Here is a 17,883-nt window from a genome sequence, read left to right on the forward strand (position 1 = left end):
TCTTTTCATCCGCTTTTCATAATTCAAACTCTGAAACTTCTTATTCCATTTCATCTGTTTGTCAGTCCTTAATTGCCCCTGCGGCAATATCTGCCGTAAACTGCTTGCTGAACAAAAGGAACATCACAAACAATGGAAGCGTTGCGAGCAAAACGCCGCACATAACCATACCATAATCCGTACTGTTATAAGCACCCTGCAACTGTGCAAGCGCCACCTGCAACGTATTTTTTCTGGAATCACTCGTAACAATCAATGGCCACAGATAATCATTCCAGCTATCCATAAAAATGTAAATGCACAAAAACGCGCAACCTGGAATAATAATCGGAAGCCCCACATGCAAATACAAACCAAAGGTACCGCACCCGTCGATCCGCGCTGAATTTAGCAGATCATCATGAATAGCCCCTGTACAGTACTGATTCATCCAGTAGATTCCAAATGCCGGAACCAAGCCCGGCACAATCAGTGCCCGAAGCGTAGACAGCCAGCCGATCTTATTCATAATAATCAACTGCGGAATCATATTGAGCTGCGGCGGAATCATCATGGTCAGCATACAAAATGCAAACATCCATTTCTTTCCCGGAAACTGAAATTTTGCAAAATAAAAAGCACAAAGAGAACAGAAAAACACACCGCCAAAGGTCTTTATGATTGCTACAAAAAAAGTATTGGCCATTGCAGTGCCAAAGTTTACATTATCAAACAAATTCTTCACATTTGTAAGCAGCTGCCCTCCAAACGTCAGAACCGGCGGATATCTCATAAAAGCCGATGAATCATTCGTAGCCATAACTGCCAGCCAGTAAAACGGGAACAGCGAAATAATTGCGCCAAATACGATAAGAACGTACATGACGATTTTTGAAATTCTGATCCGGTCTCTCATATCAGTCCACCTCCCGTTTTGTCAGACGCCAGTTCAGGACAGACAGTACGCCGATAATAACAACAAGCGCCCATGAAATCGCAGAGCCATATCCAAACTGCCTGTTGCCAAAAGCCTGATTGTACAGATAAAGCACAACTGTCATACCGCTCTTTCCAATTCCTCCTGCGGAACCCACAAGCATCTGTGCTTCTGCGAAAAGCTGCCATCCTCCAATCGTTGAAGTCACGACCACAAACTGAATCACCGGATTCAAAAGCGGCAGCGTCACATAGCGGAACACCTGAAACGTACTCGCACCATCAAGACTAGCCGCCTCATACAGATTGGAAGGAATCTTTTGCAGCCCTGCCAGCAGAATGATCGCGTTGTACCCGGTCCACCGCCAGATAACGATCGCTGCGATCGCGACATGAACTCCTACATTCATTGACAACCACTGGATTGGATCGAAACCAAACCGACTGATAAAATAATTCAGAATTCCGTACTTGTTGCCAAAAATATTTGCAAAAACAATCGCGATCGCTACTGTCGAAGTAATATTCGGCAGATAATAAACCGTACGGAAAAAAGTTTTGCCTTTTACGAATTTCCCATTCAAAAGAAACGCCAGAATAACTGCCAGTATTACCATCGGAATCGTCGACAAAACCCATATAATCAACGTATTTTTAATGGAAAGTAAAAAAGTGGGATCTGAAAGCAGATGCTTATAATAAGCAAATTCCACATATTTCATCGGTCCCGAACCATTCCACTTGTGAAAGGACAGGAATAAAGAATAAATAATTGGAAATACTCCAAAAATTCCGTAAATAATGAAAAAAGGACTGATTAACAGATATATCATCCTGTTTTTCTTGATTTCTTTCATCAGGCAACGTCCACTTGCCGAGTTCTTTTTTCTCTTCATAATTATAAACGCTCCATTACAATGCAGCACGGGGCTGCTGCAAAATACTGTAAGCTCCGAAACTTCAGAAGCTTTCCTGTACTCATTTTGCAGCAACCCCATGAAATTTACGCTCTGAAAAAAAGAATCAGAAAAGGTACTCCAGGTCGTAAATACCTCTCGCTTCGTCTACCGCATCCTGGAATGCCTGCTCCGGGTCCTTGTCCTGATCCTGAACGAGCAAAAGCTGCTGTTCAAATACAGACTGGTATGAGCTATAGTTCGGCGGATAGTAAAGGTCATTGATCTCCTTCGCCGCTTTTACAAAATACTCATTTACGATCTGATTTCCAAAAAATTCCTCTTCATACAGCAGGCTCTCGTCATCCAGTGCGGAAATCAGAGACGGAAACAGTCCCAGATCATCAAGAGAGCTTACCTGATTGTCTTTGTTTGTCAACCATGTGATGACCTTATACGCTGTCTCAACATCTTCACAGCTCTTTGTGATACCAATACCAGAACCACCGACATTTCCGGCTCCGCCAGGCGCTGCCGTTACTCTCCAATTTCCTGCGGTATCCGGTGCTGCATCCTGCACCTCGGGCTTCATCCATACGGCGCCAACGAACGCTGCCACGTCGCCATTATTCAGCGCTGCCGCCCACTCCGGCGACCACTCTGTATCGCCTCCGTATACATATGGCTTAGCTGCCGCAGCTGTCATAAAAGCATCTCTGATATGATCCTGGTCAGCAATAAAATTGCCTTCCTCATCAATCATGTGCTGCTTCTGCTGTCCAAGTGTAGACACAAAGATATGCCCCAGGAAATCAAACATCTTTACATCCGGCGTTGCTTCCTGAAGCTGCTGTGCAGCCGCATAAGCATCCTCCCAGGTAGGCATCAGAGCTGCAACTTCTGCCGGATCGGTCGGAAGCCCGGCCGCCTCAAAAAGAGCTGCATTGTAAAACATACAAGTCGGGCCGACATCCATCGGAAGCGCAATCAGCTTGCCGTCTACCGTCTCGGCTTTTTTCCATTTCCACTCTACGTATTGATCCTGAATCTCTGCCGCATTGCACGGAGCATCATAGAGATTTACAAATTCATCCTCGTACTGAAGCAGATTTGCAATCCAGTCATCCATTGCCAGAAGATCCGGCAGTTCTCCGCCACTTGCAATCGTCGTGTTAATCTTTTCCTCAATATCATCCGCTGCAAAAAGCTCTGCCTGAATCTTAACACCAGGGAACACCTCGGACACCTGCTCCAGAAGCTCTTCACGGATACTGTTCTTCCAATACCACAGCGTCAGCACAGTCTCTTCTCCTGAGCCGGCAGCTGAAACCGTCGCCAGGCTGCCTGCTCCTGTCATTGTCATAGCTGCAATTAATACTGCTGAAACCAGTCTCTTTTTCATACCTTCCTCCTTGTACGCAAAACTGACATAATAATACGGGAATTGACATCATGCCTTCTCTCTGTTTTCAAAAATCCATAAGCCATGACGCTCCCTGATGCATTTGTATGTAAATGCATCATATATGAATATTTTATCATATCCATTTTATTTCAGCAATAATCTATTTGCATAAAACCGCCACGTATAATCCGCACCGTTACGGTCCACTTTGTTGACAGCACCTCAGCTCTCAGCCATTCAGTTCATCCTGTATCACATTCCAGATGCCCTCTTTTTCATTTCCAAGTACCCATGCTGCATTGCCTGCCAGATTGTAAGTACCGACAAGCTTCACGCGTTCCCGAATGGATTCCTCATCTTCAAGCCAGATCTGGCAAAACCGTCCATCCGCATCCGTCCACTCGGCATACTGCTGTCCGGTGCTCTCATCGAAAGAGGTAACAACTCCATTTTCACTGACAACCTGCGCTGCTCCATTCATTGACAGAGCTTCACTCGTGACTTCCGTGGTTCCATCCTCCATTGTTTTCGTGTACCACAGCCTTGCATAAAACGGAATACCGCTGATCAGCTTCTCCTTCGGCACTTCACGCAGCATATTCTCAATACCGGTCCGCTCAAAGCTCATTGAAGCTACACTGCCCACAAGATCGGAACCTGCATAATGCTCATCATATCCCATAACAATTACATAATCACAAACAACGCCGAGCTCTTTGCGATTGTAATGAGCCGAAAAATCCATCGGAACCGGTACATCAACGGAAAGAACAATCTGGTTCTTCCGACACAGGATTGATAACTCTCGCATAAACTGAACATAATCATAACCTGCTTCCTGTACAATCCCTTCAAAGTCAATGTTGATTCCGTCAAATCCCAGCTCCTTTGCCTGACTCACCAGATACTCCTGTACTTTATTGCGGGCCGCCCTCGAAGAAAGCAGCGCTCTTGTACTAACATCTGGGCTGAAATTACTGATTAGCGCCCAAACCTGGAGTCCTGCCGCATGTGCGCGCTCCACATAAGAAGCATCCGCAAAAGACTGGATATTGCCGGTATCATCACTCAGAAAATACCAGGTAGGTGAAATGACATTCAGACCGGAAGCGCCTGCAATATCCTCCTCCAGCTGCGCGTTCATTTCCGGGTAGTCTATCTGATGCCATACCAGGTTCACCAGGCCTTCCTGATGAATACTTGTATAGTCCGGCCCCTGATAAAAGCTCTCCGTGACAGACTCCTGCACATCCTTCAAACAGTTGTTTTTCATATAACCAATATAACCGTCCGGCGTCACAATCTCCGACCAGTTCTCCATCTGCTCCAGAACTGTCACAACCGTGCCCTCTGTCACATCTGTAATAATTGGACTTTTAATCCCTCCAAGCACGCGCACTGTAGTATTTTTCTTCACGGTACCCGTGACAATCTCTTCATTTCCGAAACATACCACCACCCTCGACGGCGCCTCAAAAATATTGCAGGACACATCAGAATTTTGCTGCATAAAATTGGCAGAAAGAAACATCCCCGACGTCGTAGTCTTCAAAATTTCGTATCCCGCATCAAAACTTTCTCCATCTACCGTATAAGAGGAGCTGTTCGGCGGAATTTCGTAAATCTGTTCTGCATTCGTAAAAAGCAGAAGTCCTGCTGACGCATCCCAATGGAAACGGGAATTAATTTCCCTCTGCACCAATGTGTAATCAATATAGGCACTGCCATCCAGAATATATGCCTTTTCTTGTGCTATATGATCCTTTACGATGACAGCTGCGACAGTTCCGCCCGAAATAGTCGAATCGTCTCCTGTCTCCTGCGTCCCGCTCTCCTGCAATCCAAAATAAACTTCTGGGCTGATTCGCTCGCGGGTCGGCATAAATTTTATAATACAAACTGCAATAATTGCAAGCATTCCGACTGCAATAATCAGCAGTCCTAACAGCCGGAATGATCTTGGTTTATCTTTATTCATCGCTATACTTCCCCCTTTTCCCAGTCATCTTACCATAACAATACAAAATCCGTCATCATTTTCAGTGGTTCTTTATAAAAAAATAAGAAAGTGTATAAGGGAATGCCGACGCTTTGGCTGCTTTCCTTTCTTTATATAAGATATCAGAAATTCTCGTTCCGGTTCATATCTGAAAATCCTTCTTCTCCGAGATACAGATAAAACGTACGCCTGTTATGTGATCCTGGTCGTCGCTGATAAAATCTCTCATGTAATCGGATTCCTCAGCCAAAATACATGCATTTACAATCTCACATGCCCGACTGGGCAAATCATTCAGGTAAAGCTGCATGCCCTCTCTTTCGTATCCCTGAAGCTCTTCTGTCAAAGAATACCCACACAGTTCATTGCTTTTTAAATAATCCGCAGAACTGGTTGTGTCATTCAGATCTTTTTTGCTGTTTGTTTTATTTTTTCTATCCAAAATACTCCTCTTTTTCCGGACTGGCATACTGCCTACAGAGATCATTTGCCGACACCAATGGCTGTAAAACCGTTCATAAGAAAATGCGTACAGAAAACCAGAATGCGCTGTTTTTCTGCCAAAAATGTGATATATTTTGTTTTGCCAGACCGGTAATCTTTTTAAATTTTGCTTGCGTAAAAAAAGGAATTTGATTATAATTCGTAAAAAGAATAGCGAAAGGATGCGCGGCGTATACTTTATCCGGGGGGATAGCAATACAGGTTATGTATTTTCATAACAGATCGTTTTATATCGTGTGATTTAATTGAATTCTTTTGTGTGTTTCCTCCTTTCCTATAATGCTCCGTTTATCCTTTCTGTTGTTTATTATATATAATATGAGTCATTTTGGCAAGCATTTTTTGCTCAATTTCTTCCACTTTACATATTTACAGAAATGCGTATATAATAGTATATAATATAGGTTATAGGAAGCTGCTACGCAGATTTCCATAAAAGGCATAAAACATGCCATAACCAATTGCAGGATTCCCAAATGATTCCTGCAACAGCAACGCAATTTTACCAGGTAAGGATGTGATTAAATGAAAATTGAAAAGATCAATGACAGGCAGATTCGTTGTACTTTAACCCGAGAAGATCTGGCTGGCCGTGAAATCAAGCTCAGTGAGCTGGCATACGGCTCTGACAAAGCAAAAGCACTTTTTCAGGATATGATGCAAGTGGCTGCTCAGGATTTTGGATTTGAGGCAGACAATACTCCGCTTGTCATAGAAGCCATTCCTGTATCAATAGATTCACTACTTCTGATCATTACAAAAGTGGAGGACCCGGAAGAGCTTGATACGCGCTTTGCACGCTTCTCTCCTGAAGATGAAGAACACGGCAGTATTTCTTATTCTGATTTAAAGGAAAAAATAGAAGGCGCCGACGATATCCTGGGACTCATCAAAAAAATATCGGAAGCCAAAAAACGTTCGTCCCAAAAAACCACGGAAGCCTCCTCCGAGCAGGAATCTTCCGCCTCAGAGAGTGAGCCGGGAGAGGCTGAGATACGGGAGCTGACCCGCTTCTATCGTTTTCATTCTCTGGATGATGCAATCCATGCTGCCAAAGTACTTGGTAATGTCTATGAAGGACCAAACACTCTGTATAAAGATTCGGAGACAGGACACTATTATCTGTTCCTGAAAAAAGCCGAAAACCCCGCAGAGCAGTTTAATAAAGTCTGCAATGTTCTCTCGGAATACGCAGCTCCCTGCCGCTATACGCCGGGAATGGAAGCCTACTTTATGGAGCATATGGAAGTTATTCTTTTCAAACAGGCATTGCAGGATTTGTACCAGCTTAGCTAAATTCAAAAAATCTGTTGCATAATTCAAATTTCCCGTACAGACGTTACCGGTCATAAGTAACGCGACTGTACGGGAAATTTGCAATAAAGCATATGTTTATTTTCAGGCGATTTCGCCTGCTTCCAGATTATAACACGCAAACATCCGCGTCATCGAATACGTCATATCCCCTCCGCGGTGTTTCATTTCCAATGTCACCTCCAGAAGATTCTGATTTTGAATCCTGACAGTTTCCAGCTTATGAATATAACATTTATCGTAAAACTTTTCAGAATATTGCCATACCAGTTCTGGTTCCCTTTGTTCCAACGCTGTCTGATCATCCTCATAGTATGCAATCAGCAGCTCGCCGGACTCATCCACCAGCATATGTGCTGTCTTTCCCTCAAAATTTCTGTACCACACAGTACCGTCCCCTGCAAGCCACAGCGGCGTGCTGCCATCTAATACAGCGTCTTTGCCTGCTGCTCTTTCCAGCTCGCCTGTTACCGTTTCCATAATTGACCGCGCTGCTGTTTCCATCTCTGAAATCCCTGTAACCCGCACAAAACTTTTCAGAAAAACTCCAAACACCGCACTTGCTGCCACAAACAAAATCCCAGTCAGCGCAAATGCCACAATTACTTCAACCAGCGTAAACCCTTTTTTTGATGTTCGTATTTTATGAAGGAAATTTCTTTCTTTCGAATTTTTCTCTGTAAAATTTTTATCCATGAAACCTCTGGTCATAAATTCTTTCTTTGTGAGTTGCTCTTTACAATTCAGTTAATCAGAAAAATAATACATCTTAACCGGGTACTTGCTTAGGTCGCCGTCCTGTTCTACTTCAGCCTCCAAAACAACCTGCTCATGAGAGGCATGAATTTCCAGGCTTGCAGTGCCATCCACTTCCTGCAACAGAATAACAGGCGAATCCGCTCCTCCCAGTATTTCTGTATCAGACACCACAGACAGATTCTGCCCGTATCCACCCTCATAAAACTGCTTCAATACCTGCTCCGCAGCAAGGTTCATAGTTTCCGCCCTGTTCACCATGTTCCAGGAGGCGACAACTGCCGTATAAAACATCGCAATACCGATCAGCAGCAGAACAAACGCTGCCATCACAGACACAATAGAGCTGCCGCGGCGCGACGATAAAATAGTTTTCATCCTCTTCTTAATCGCTGCCACTGCCACTCCTCCTCTTTCAGCTCAAATTCACTGGTCAGCCGATACGATTCCTCATCTCTCGTACATGTCACAGTGATGTACAGCTTCGTTCCATCAAACCCCAGCTCCGGAAGTCCATCGCTGCGCTCCCAATGCATAATTAATGACAGCTCACAGCCGCTGCTCCCTGTGAATTCTTTTGCCGCATCTTCACCCGGAAACCACACTCCTGTGCGCAGCTGCTCCTGTATATACTGATACAGACTCCCATCCTCCTCTGTCAGCTCTTCCTCCACTCTGTCAGAAAACGTAATCGCTTCTATTTTTACACGGCTTCCGCTGATCTCCCGTCCTGCCGTTCGCATCAAAGTAGAAGCTGCCAGAAGCAATGCCAGAGCAAGCGCTAAAAATACAGCTAAAATACAGAGCACGGCAATCATCGCTGCGCCGCTTTGGTCCTGTTTTAATTGTCTGAGTTTTCGTTTCATGGTTTTCTGCTCCCGCCTTTTTCCAAAGCCCCGCTCTCTCCATAATATCCGAAATCCGTTCCTGCCTCCCGTCCGTGAACGCGCTCTCCATTTTCCACAATTCCATAAAAGACCGCAACAACTCCACGTTCCTCCGGCAAAAATCGGTCCGCCTTGCGACTGTAACCAGCAGCATACACAATTCCTTTTTCAAGATCTGCTTCAACATATACCGCGGCGTCTGTCAGAATATCCTTCATGATATATGGTTCCAAAAGACTGCTCACCATATCATCTGCCCCCTCTTTTTCCTTGGTCAGAATCCATCGCCTCGCACCATCCGCTTCCTGTTCCAAATACACAGAAGTACCAGAACTCTCTGCCTGCTCTTTCAGCTTTTCCAGCATCCCGCTCGCTTTTTCATGCGTCAGTGCAGACTGCGCCGCATAATAAATACTCCTCGCATATTCGTTGTCTTTCCTGCGCTCTGCATACCGGCTGTAAGCTGAAAGCCCTCCGGCAGCAACCGCAAACAATAAACTCAGCAGCGCCAGAACCACAATCAGCTCCACCAGCGTAAACCCTTTTTTATTTTTCCAGCTTTTCATTTTCATGAAAAATCATCCCTGCTCATCCTGCCATATCTGGTACAGCGCTTTGCGGTCCAACTTCTGCATCCGGTTTCGCGGCAGCTCCGGAAGCTTGAAAGATTTCTGCGGAAGTTTGTATTTTTCCATACGCTCTGCCAGAAACCTGATCAACAGATCCGAATGAAATTCTTCGTATTCCGGCACCACATACAGCACTGGAACCTGACCAAGCGTCGCATCCTTCACACCGATGCAGGCGCATTCCCGTATCTCCTCAAATTCCTGAGCAATATTTTCCACCTCAATCGGAGATACCTTCTCGCCGCCTACATTGATGATATCATCCGCACGGCCCAGCATATACACATACCCGTCCTCATCCAAAAAAACAATATCGTTTGTGTAAAGCCAACCGTCCACCAGCGTATCTGCCGTAGCCTGCGGCATATTGTAGTAGCCTGCCATCTGCATATCTCCACGCAGAATCATCCTGCCCGCACTGTCAATATCTCTTGCGCTGGCTGTGATATCCCGTCCTTCCTGGTCAACAATTTTCAGTTCCGCTCCATCTACCGGCTTGCCAAGCGCGGTCAGCTTGTCAGGGCGCTCTGAAACATTCAGGAAAATCACTCCTCCAGTCTCCGTAGACCCCCAGGTATTGACCACCCGCGTATCCGGCAGCTCTGCCGCCAGCTTTTTCTTCATATCATATCCCAGAGAACCGGCTCCGACTTCTATATAGCGCAACTGCCCCATAATCCGCGGAAAATGCCGACGCATCTGACGGTAAATCAGCTCCATCGAGGCCGGCACAATCACCATGGCCGTACAATGAAATTCCGTTATATTATTGTCGATTTCTTTTGCAAAGGTAACGCCATTTTGCAGCACCACACAGGCCCCAAAATAAATCGCCATGCGCATCTCACGCATGCCCAGAGAGTGGTTCAGCGGAAGCGGAATCAGCACACAGTCATCCTCCTGCAGCCCTACTCCCTTCTGATTATTATGGAGAATCGCATAAATATTGCCGATTGTCAGCATCGTACCTTTCGGTTTTCCAGTCGTCCCTGTTGTAAAGAGAATTTCTGCGACTGCGGATGCCTCCGGCGCCACATATGGAAGCTCCTGGAACACTGCTCCATCTTGCTCTGCCGTCGCGACACTTTTATACAACGATTCCAGACATACGCAGTTCAAATCCGGAACCGGTGTATCAATCAGCAAAAGCTTCGGCTTTGCGTAGTGATATACATCCACAATATTTTCCTCTTTTGCCTGCTTGTCCGCTGGTACAGAAACTGCACCAAGATACTGCACGGCCAACCACGCTACAATGTAATCTGGTCTTGACACGCCCTGAATCATAACAAAATCCCCGCGTGAAACACCGTATTCCCTCGCGAGCTTTCCCGCCATAAGCTTCATCTGGCGACAAAGCTGTCCATAAGTCACCCTCGTATTCTGACAGCCGACAGCCACCTTGTCCGGCATTTTCTCTCCATGAGCCATAACTGCTTCAACAATCGTACTGTACAATGTAATTACCTCGCTTTTTATTATAATTTTCAGGTAAGTGTAAAACATTTAAAAAAGGGACGGTGCGTTTCGCAAGTACCTGTGATATTCTGTTTCATTATAAACTTCCTGTCATATTAGCACAAGCAGAAAATTGCGCGATGTTTTTTTGCTGGGTGGATCGTTTCGAAAACCATTGCATAATACAGAGAAAAAAATAATTCCTCCTGTACCGGCTTATATATAGAAAAAGCATTGTCGGCAGATCAGAGGTCCACCGGCAATGCTTCTCTTGTTATTTTTTTATTTCTTGTCTTTTTGCGGTTTTTGTAAATACACTGCTTAGCAAAACCACACATTCGGTAAATCCCGAATATCAAATTTATGCATTTGATACGAGTCTGTCTACATATCGCTTGATGTTGGACGCATTTACGTATTTCTCTACCTGGCCGCCTTGCATTACGACAAGTGTTGGAGCCTGCATGATACCAAACTTGCTGACCAGATCCTGATTTTCTTCTGCGTCAACCAGCTCATACGACTCTCCACGCAGCATTTCTTTCGCAATTTTACAGTTCGGACATGTCTTTGTTGTGAAAAGATATCGCGTCTGTGCACCAGTCTTTTCTGCTCTCAAATCATCGGAAACCTGCGCCGGACGTTTCTGTGGCTCAGCTGCCTCTTCTCCCTCCGACTGCACTGTCACGTTCATTCCGGCACGGTACATTGCCTCTGTGCCGACATCCTCCCTTTTCAGGCGGGAATTTTCAATATCGTACAGCTTGCGGTTTGCATATTCCTGCGTCTTGCCGTCATTCCAGTTCTGAACAGGGCGATAGTAGCCTGTAATACGGCTGTATACCTCAGTCGCGGCCCCGCAGATCGGACATGTCTTCTGTTCACCGTCCAGATAACCGTGTGCCTGACAGATGGAATACGTCGGGGACATGGTATAATAAGGAAGCTTGTAATTCTCTGCAATTTTTCGTACGAGCGTCGCAGCCGCTTTCCATCCCGGAAGCCGTTCACCCAGAAATGCATGAAATACAGTTCCGGACGTGTACAGCGTTTGCAGCTCATCCTGAATATCGAGCGCATCAAAAATATCTGACGTATACTCTACCGGCAGGTGAGAGCTGTTCGTATAATACGGCGTATCTCCCGGCCCCCCTGCTGTGATGATCTCGGGCCAGCGTGCACGGTCGTGCTTTGCCAGACGGTAGGTCGTGGATTCCGCCGGTGTCGCTTCAAGATTGTACAGATCTCCGTACTCTTCCTGATAGTTTACAAGCCGCTCCCGCATATGATTCAGCACATCCTTGGCAAACTGCTGTGTCTCCGGATGCGTCAGATCTTTGCGCAGCCAGTTGGCATTCAGCCCTGCTTCATTCATGCCAATCAGTCCGATGGTTGAAAAATGACTGTCAAAAGACCCAAGATACCGCTTCGTATACGGATAAAGTCCTTCCTCCAGAAGCTTGGTAATTACATCTCTCTTGATTTTTAAAGAACGCGCAGCCACGTCCATCATATGATCCAGGCGACGGTAAAAATCCTTTTCCCCCGATGCCAGATACGCGATACGAGGCAGATTGATGGTCACAACACCAACGCTTCCTGTGCTCTCCCCGGAACCAAAAAATCCACCCGTCTTTCTGCGCAGCTCACGCAGATCAAGACGCAGACGGCAGCACATACTGCGGACATCGCTCGGTTCCATATCGCTGTTGATATAATTCGAAAAATACGGAGTGCCGTATTTTGCAGTCATCGTAAAAAGAAGCTTATTGTTCTCTGTCTCGGACCAGTCAAAATCTCCCGTAATCGAATACGTCGGAATCGGATACTGGAAGCCGCGTCCGTTCGCATCCCCCTCGATCATCGTCTCAATGAAGGCGCGGTTGATCATATCCATCTCTTCTTTGCAGTCCTTGTAACAGAAATTCATCGGCTGGCCGCCTACAATCGCCGGAAGCTCTGCCAGATCATTCGGAACTGTCCAGTCCAGTGTAATATTGGAAAACGGCGCCTGAGTTCCCCAGCGGCTCGGTGTATTTACGCCATAAATGAAGGATTCAATACACTTTTTCACTTCCGGATAGGATAGATGGTCTACCTTTACGAAAGGGGCAAGGTATGTGTCAAACGAGGAAAATGCCTGTGCGCCCGCCCACTCATTCTGCATAATGCCAAGAAAGTTTACCATCTGGTTGCACAGAACCGAAAGATGCTTAGCTGGAGCTGATGTGATCTTGCCTTTGATTCCACCAAGTCCTTCCACAATCAGCTGCTTCAAAGACCAGCCCGCACAGTATCCGGTCAGCATAGACAGATCGTGGATATGAATATCCGCATTCCGGTGTGCCTCTGCGATCTCCTGATCATAGATTTCTGTCAGCCAGTAATTTGCTGTAACCGCTCCGGAATTGCTCAGAATCAGTCCCCCGACGGAATATGTCACGGTCGAATTTTCTTTTACGCGCCAATCCTCTACCTGCACATAGCTATTTACGATTTCTTTATAATCCAAAATCGTGGACTTCATATTGCGGATTTTTTCCCGCTGTTTGCGGTACAGAATATAAGCCTTTGCCACATCTGCATAACCTGCCTGGATCAGCACCTGCTCGACGCTGTCCTGTACACTCTCCACATCAATCAGTCCATCTTTAATTTTTTTCTGAAAATCTGCAGTCACCCGAAGTGCCAGCAAATCCACCATATCGTTGTTGTATTCCATCTGCCGCGCCTCAAATGCCTTTGCAACTGCACCGCTGATTTTTGATAAGTCAAATTCTGCAATCTCTCCGTCACGTTTTACAACCTTAAACACTATATAGTCCTCCTGTTGTTACATATATCACTATATCTTGTATCTCCAAGTTACGGTACGGCTATCAGTATAGCACTGGCCCTATGCGAAGTCAATGACAAAACCACCATATATATGTTTCAAATTTATTACAGACAGCTATATATAGCATGCAAAAATACCGCAAAGCCCGATACTCCATAGCTTTCACGGTATTCACTGCATTTTGTATTTTTTTTATACAAAAACATCGTCTGCTCTCTTCTGCGCCTCATACTGTTTCTGAATTTTCACACACTCATGTAAATACTCTCCGGAACATATGCACGCACAAAAATGCCATCCTCCTGATATTTTTCCTCCAAGAGCTCTCCTTTTTTCCGGATCAACTGAATCAAACCGGCCTTGTCATACGAATATAGGCGTTCAATATAAATCTTCTGCGCCCGCAGAAGGTCACTGATTGCCTGACGCAGCTCTTCCATCCCCTCACCCGTATGCGCAGAGCCTGAAATACTTTGTTCTGCACGGTAATCGCGAAAACCGTGTTTTTCCTCCAATAACAACAAATCCTGCTTGTTAAAAACTGTTATCACCGGCTTTTTATCTGCCTCCAGATCCCGCAGCGTCTCATAGACCACATGCATCTGCGCCTCCATCTGTACGCTCGCAGAATCCACCACGTGCACCAAAATGTCCGCACAGCACACCTCCTCCAGTGTACTCTTAAATGCGTCCACCAGATGATGCGGCAGCTTGCGGATAAAACCAACTGTATCGGTCAGCAAAATCTCCTGACTACCTGAAATCCGAATCCCACGCGTAGTCGTATCAAGCGTCGCAAACAGTTTTGCATCCTCCAGCACGTCCGCCCCTGTCAGAGTACGGAAAATTGCTGACTTTCCGACAGAAGTATACCCCACCAGTGCCACAATCTTCTGTTCTGTCTTTCTTCTCTGAGAACGAATCAGCTCTCTGTGACGGATAACTTCCTCAAGCTCTTTTTTCAAATGGCTGATTCTGGTTCGGATCATACGACGATCCATTTCCAGCTTTTTCTCACCCGGTCCCCGCGTGCCAATGCCACCGCCAAGACGGGAAAGTGAATTGCCCAGGCCTGCAAGCCTCGCTGCACGATAACGCAACTGAGCCAGCTCCACCTGGATTTTCCCTTCGCGCGACACAGCATGACGCGCAAAAATATCAAGAATCAAAAGCGTCCGGTCCATCACCTTACAGTCCAATTCCTGTTGCAGATTGTTCATCTGTGCCGGGCTGAGTTCATCGTCGCAGATAATGCCTGTCGCATCCAGCTCCCACACAAGCTGGCGCACCTCGTCAATCTTCCCTTTTCCGATATAAGTCCCCGGGTGAATATTTTCCCGGCGCTGGATGACCTGACCAACCACCTCTGCCCCGGCCGTATCCGCAAGCTCACCCAGCTCACGCACCGACTCTTCCGTATCATCTCCGGCCACCTGCTGCACGCCAACCAAAATAACACGCTCCCGAAGCTCCTTAAATTCCGTCATCTCCATAAATTATAATCCTTTTCTCCTATAGACCTCACATTCCTGATTCAAAGTTCCTGTCTTCGCTCCTGCGTTCCAGCAATCACCTAGTAGATAGAAACATCCACTCTTTCTGTCCTGCTTCATCGCCCGGATATTTCTGTACGTATTCCTGCGCCTTCGCTTTTGCTGTCCCAAAATCCAGCTTCTTTTCATAAACTATAATTTCATTGAAATACAGCTCCTGTTTTCCGCTCGTCCCTTCCAGAGCAAGTCCCTGCGCGATGTAAGAAAGCGCTGCATCATAATCACCACTCTCGATTGCACACAGCGCAAGCCCGTTGAAAGAATCTGCATCCGCGCCAAATTCCGACTGTATCTGCTGATAAACTGCCCGCGCATGCTCGTAGTCTCCCAGCTTCAGGTATACCTTTCCGATCAGATTCATGGCCGGCTGGTACTTTTCCTCCACCGGACCGATCAACAAGCTCTGTGCCTCTTCATAATTTTCCAGATAATAATGAATACGTCCCCGGTTATAATAGTGTTGCAGATCCCCGCCCGGAATATTCAATGCAGTCTGCAAATATGCCGCGCCAAGCCCTGACAGACTCCGGCTGCGGTAACACTCATAAATATTCAGATACAAGTCGTAATCCTCCGGACTCAGCTTAACCGCAGCGTCAAAATCCTTCTTTGCTTCCTCCTGGTTTCCCTCATAAAGATAACTGGCTCCGCGCAGAAAATATGCGTCTGCATTCCCTTTTGATTCTTCCCTCAGAATATCGTCGCAGGTCGTGATGGTATCTTCGTATTTTTCTGCGCGATACTGGACCGTCGCAAGATACAGCCGGATATCCTGCACATTCTCTGTCATCCGGTTATCCGTATATTCAAGCGCTGTCCGAAACGACGCCTCTGCCTCCTCGTACTTTGCCAGCCCCATATACGCCATTCCGAGTCCGCGATAAGCCACCACCTTCTGTTCGCCCTCCTGCACTGCTTCCTGGAAAAACTGCTGTGCCTGCTGATAATCTCTTTCCTCCAACGCACTGTTTCCCTGGACCGTCTTGTTCCCGGCTCCGTTTCCCATTCCGCAGCCTCCAAGAAACAACACGCCTGCCAGTACAACACCTGTACAAAATACTCTATAGCTGTCTGCACGTGCTTTTCTTACTTTTTTTTCCCTTTCAATTCTTTTTTTCATTCCCCTTTTTAACATACCCGTCCTAACTCCCGGCCTTTCTTCTATACTTCTGTGCCATTTTTCTTCATCATATCATAATCCTGCTTTTTCGTAAATTAGTTATGCGTCTCCATAATCCGTTTCTGCTTATAAATATAATAACAAATCATCGCCACAGCAGTCACAGTCCATGTAATCGGATAACATGCGACAAGCTCTCCCAGACTCCCCTGCGGCACAATCACCATCACCCACACGATACGCAGCAGACAGACACCTGTAATAGTCAGAAACGTTGTTACCAGAACACTGCCCTGCGCACGCAGAGAGCCGGAATAAATCTCAATAAAACCATAAACCCAGTAGAGAGGCGAAATAATCTGCACCATCTTCATCCCGATCGCAATCACTTCTGTATCAGAGGTAAAGATTGTAAACAAAGGGCCGCCAAACACTGTAATCAGAAAACTCAAAACCATCATGGAGCCAAGCGCCATCAGCAGGCAGTCCCGCGTCCCTTTGCGCACGCGCTCCCACTTCCCTGCCCCGAAGTTCTGTCCGACAAAAGTCGTCGCCGCAATTCCAAATGCACCGCAGATCATCCAGACAATGCCGTCTATCTTCCCAAACGCCGCCCAGGACGCCATAGCATCCACACCGAATTTATTCAGGGCAGCCTGGACAATCACATTTGAAATACTGTACATACTGGACTGGATTCCGGTCGGCAGACCGATTCTCAGCATCACGATCAGTATGTCTTTCTGAAAGCTTATCCTTTTCAGTTCCAGCTTCATCTCCGCAGTCCGGAACATCAGCGTCCAGGTCACCAGCACCGCACTGATTGCCTGCGAGAGCAGCGTCGCCAGCGCCGCGCCCAGAACGCCCATATCAAACACCAGTACCAGAAGCAAATCCAACACCGTATTAATTCCGCAGCAGACAATCAGATAGTACAGCGGGCGCTTCGAATCCCCGATTGCCCTCAAAATTGCGGAACCCATATTATAGACCAGCACAAACAAAAGGCCTGCAAAATAAATGCGCACATACAACGTAGAATCCGCCATGAGTTCCTGTGGCGTATTCATCATATCCAGAATCGCAGGCGTCGCAATCACACCACCGATTCCCACGATTATACCGAAAACAAAAGAAAAGGCATATGCCGTATGCAGCGCCTTTTCCAGCTTCTTTCGATTTTCCGCACCGAAATACTGAGAAATAATAACCGTAGCCCCGGCAGACAGACCGGTAAAAAATCCTACCACAAGATTGATAATCTGGCTCGATGAGCCACCGACACTGGAGAGCGCTTCCTTTCCTGCAAAGCGCCCGACTACCACAGCATCCACGGTATTATAAAGCTGCTGAAAAAATGTCCCGATCAGAATCGGAACAAAAAAGATCAAAATCTGCTTCCAGATCACTCCCTCTGTGATCCGGTTGCCCGTATGTTCTTTTCCACCTGTTTTTTGCATTTTTTGTTCCCCGTTTTCTTCCAAATTCTCTTCTCTTTTTCGCACATAAAAAATGCCGCGCCTGTTTTTTCGTAAGATGCGACATCAGGCTATCACACGAAGGGATATTTTGCAAGAAAAAAGAAATTGCAGTTTACATATTGAGAAG

15 protein-coding genes are annotated in these 17,883 nt (G+C 46.3%); 1 reads left to right on the forward strand and 14 read right to left on the reverse strand.

The genetic code is table 11. The features are described 5' to 3' along the window. Nucleotides 1–61: 61 nt before the first annotated feature. The 5 genes from AC6I2O_RS07755 to AC6I2O_RS07775 all read right to left on the reverse strand — a co-directional run bounded on the left by AC6I2O_RS07755 (nt 62) and on the right by AC6I2O_RS07775 (nt 5,657). Nucleotides 62–895: a carbohydrate ABC transporter permease gene (locus AC6I2O_RS07755; RefSeq protein WP_497742308.1), complete on the reverse strand. Its 834-nt coding sequence runs from the start codon at nt 893–895 to the stop codon at nt 62–64. A gap of 1 nt (nt 896) precedes the next feature. Next, nucleotides 897–1,811, reverse strand: coding sequence for a carbohydrate ABC transporter permease (locus AC6I2O_RS07760; RefSeq protein WP_497742309.1), 915 nt, complete (start codon nt 1,809–1,811; stop codon nt 897–899). A gap of 127 nt (nt 1,812–1,938) precedes the next feature. After that, nucleotides 1,939–3,213 carry an ABC transporter substrate-binding protein gene (locus AC6I2O_RS07765; protein WP_497742310.1) on the reverse strand — a complete coding sequence of 425 codons (1,275 nt, stop codon included), beginning with the start codon at nt 3,211–3,213 and terminating at the stop codon, nt 1,939–1,941. Nucleotides 3,214–3,445: 232 nt separating this feature from the next. Next, nucleotides 3,446–5,194, reverse strand: coding sequence for a glycosyl hydrolase family 18 protein (locus AC6I2O_RS07770; protein WP_497742311.1), 1,749 nt, complete (start codon nt 5,192–5,194; stop codon nt 3,446–3,448). 163 nt (nt 5,195–5,357) lie between these two features. Then, the gene (locus tag AC6I2O_RS07775; protein WP_497742312.1) at nt 5,358–5,657 is read right to left on the reverse strand and encodes a hypothetical protein; all 300 of its coding nucleotides are present in this window, start codon (nt 5,655–5,657) and stop codon (nt 5,358–5,360) included. A gap of 587 nt (nt 5,658–6,244) precedes the next feature. Here AC6I2O_RS07775 and AC6I2O_RS07780 point away from each other — a divergent pair. After that, a complete protein-coding gene (locus AC6I2O_RS07780; RefSeq protein ID WP_120391258.1) occupies nt 6,245–7,015 on the forward strand; it encodes an adaptor protein MecA in 771 nt (256 codons plus the stop codon). A 102-nt stretch (nt 7,016–7,117) separates the two neighbouring features. Here AC6I2O_RS07780 and AC6I2O_RS07785 read toward each other — a convergent pair whose 3' ends face one another. From AC6I2O_RS07785 to AC6I2O_RS07825, 9 genes are all read right to left on the reverse strand, one after another. Further along, a complete protein-coding gene (locus tag AC6I2O_RS07785; RefSeq protein WP_497742313.1) occupies nt 7,118–7,729 on the reverse strand; it encodes a PilW family protein in 612 nt (203 codons plus the stop codon). A gap of 51 nt (nt 7,730–7,780) precedes the next feature. Next, a complete protein-coding gene (locus AC6I2O_RS07790) occupies nt 7,781–8,188 on the reverse strand; it encodes a hypothetical protein (RefSeq protein ID WP_147412243.1) in 408 nt (135 codons plus the stop codon). Further along, nucleotides 8,164–8,655: a hypothetical protein gene (locus AC6I2O_RS07795; RefSeq protein ID WP_120391261.1), complete on the reverse strand. Its 492-nt coding sequence runs from the start codon at nt 8,653–8,655 to the stop codon at nt 8,164–8,166. The genes AC6I2O_RS07790 and AC6I2O_RS07795 overlap by 25 nt, the downstream gene beginning before the upstream one ends. Then, nucleotides 8,652–9,248, reverse strand: coding sequence for a type II secretion system protein (locus AC6I2O_RS07800; protein WP_120391262.1), 597 nt, complete (start codon nt 9,246–9,248; stop codon nt 8,652–8,654). The genes AC6I2O_RS07795 and AC6I2O_RS07800 overlap by 4 nt, the downstream gene beginning before the upstream one ends. A gap of 6 nt (nt 9,249–9,254) precedes the next feature. After that, nucleotides 9,255–10,763, reverse strand: coding sequence for a class I adenylate-forming enzyme family protein (locus tag AC6I2O_RS07805; protein WP_497742314.1), 1,509 nt, complete (start codon nt 10,761–10,763; stop codon nt 9,255–9,257). Nucleotides 10,764–11,124: 361 nt separating this feature from the next. After that, nucleotides 11,125–13,578, reverse strand: coding sequence for a ribonucleoside triphosphate reductase (locus AC6I2O_RS07810; protein WP_120391264.1), 2,454 nt, complete (start codon nt 13,576–13,578; stop codon nt 11,125–11,127). 269 nt (nt 13,579–13,847) lie between these two features. After that, the gene (gene hflX, locus AC6I2O_RS07815; RefSeq protein ID WP_497742315.1) at nt 13,848–15,095 is read right to left on the reverse strand and encodes a GTPase HflX; all 1,248 of its coding nucleotides are present in this window, start codon (nt 15,093–15,095) and stop codon (nt 13,848–13,850) included. Between the two features lie 76 nt (nt 15,096–15,171). After that, on the reverse strand, nt 15,172–16,290 hold the full coding sequence (locus AC6I2O_RS07820) for a tetratricopeptide repeat protein (protein ID WP_497742316.1): 1,119 nt from the start codon (nt 16,288–16,290) through the stop codon (nt 15,172–15,174). An 80-nt stretch (nt 16,291–16,370) separates the two neighbouring features. Next, entirely contained in the window at nt 16,371–17,735 is a 1,365-nt protein-coding gene (locus tag AC6I2O_RS07825) for an MATE family efflux transporter (protein ID WP_497742317.1), read from the reverse strand. Between the last annotated feature and the right edge of the window lie 148 nt (nt 17,736–17,883).

The sequence above is a fragment of the Blautia sp. St.27G3 genome (assembly GCF_059728505.1).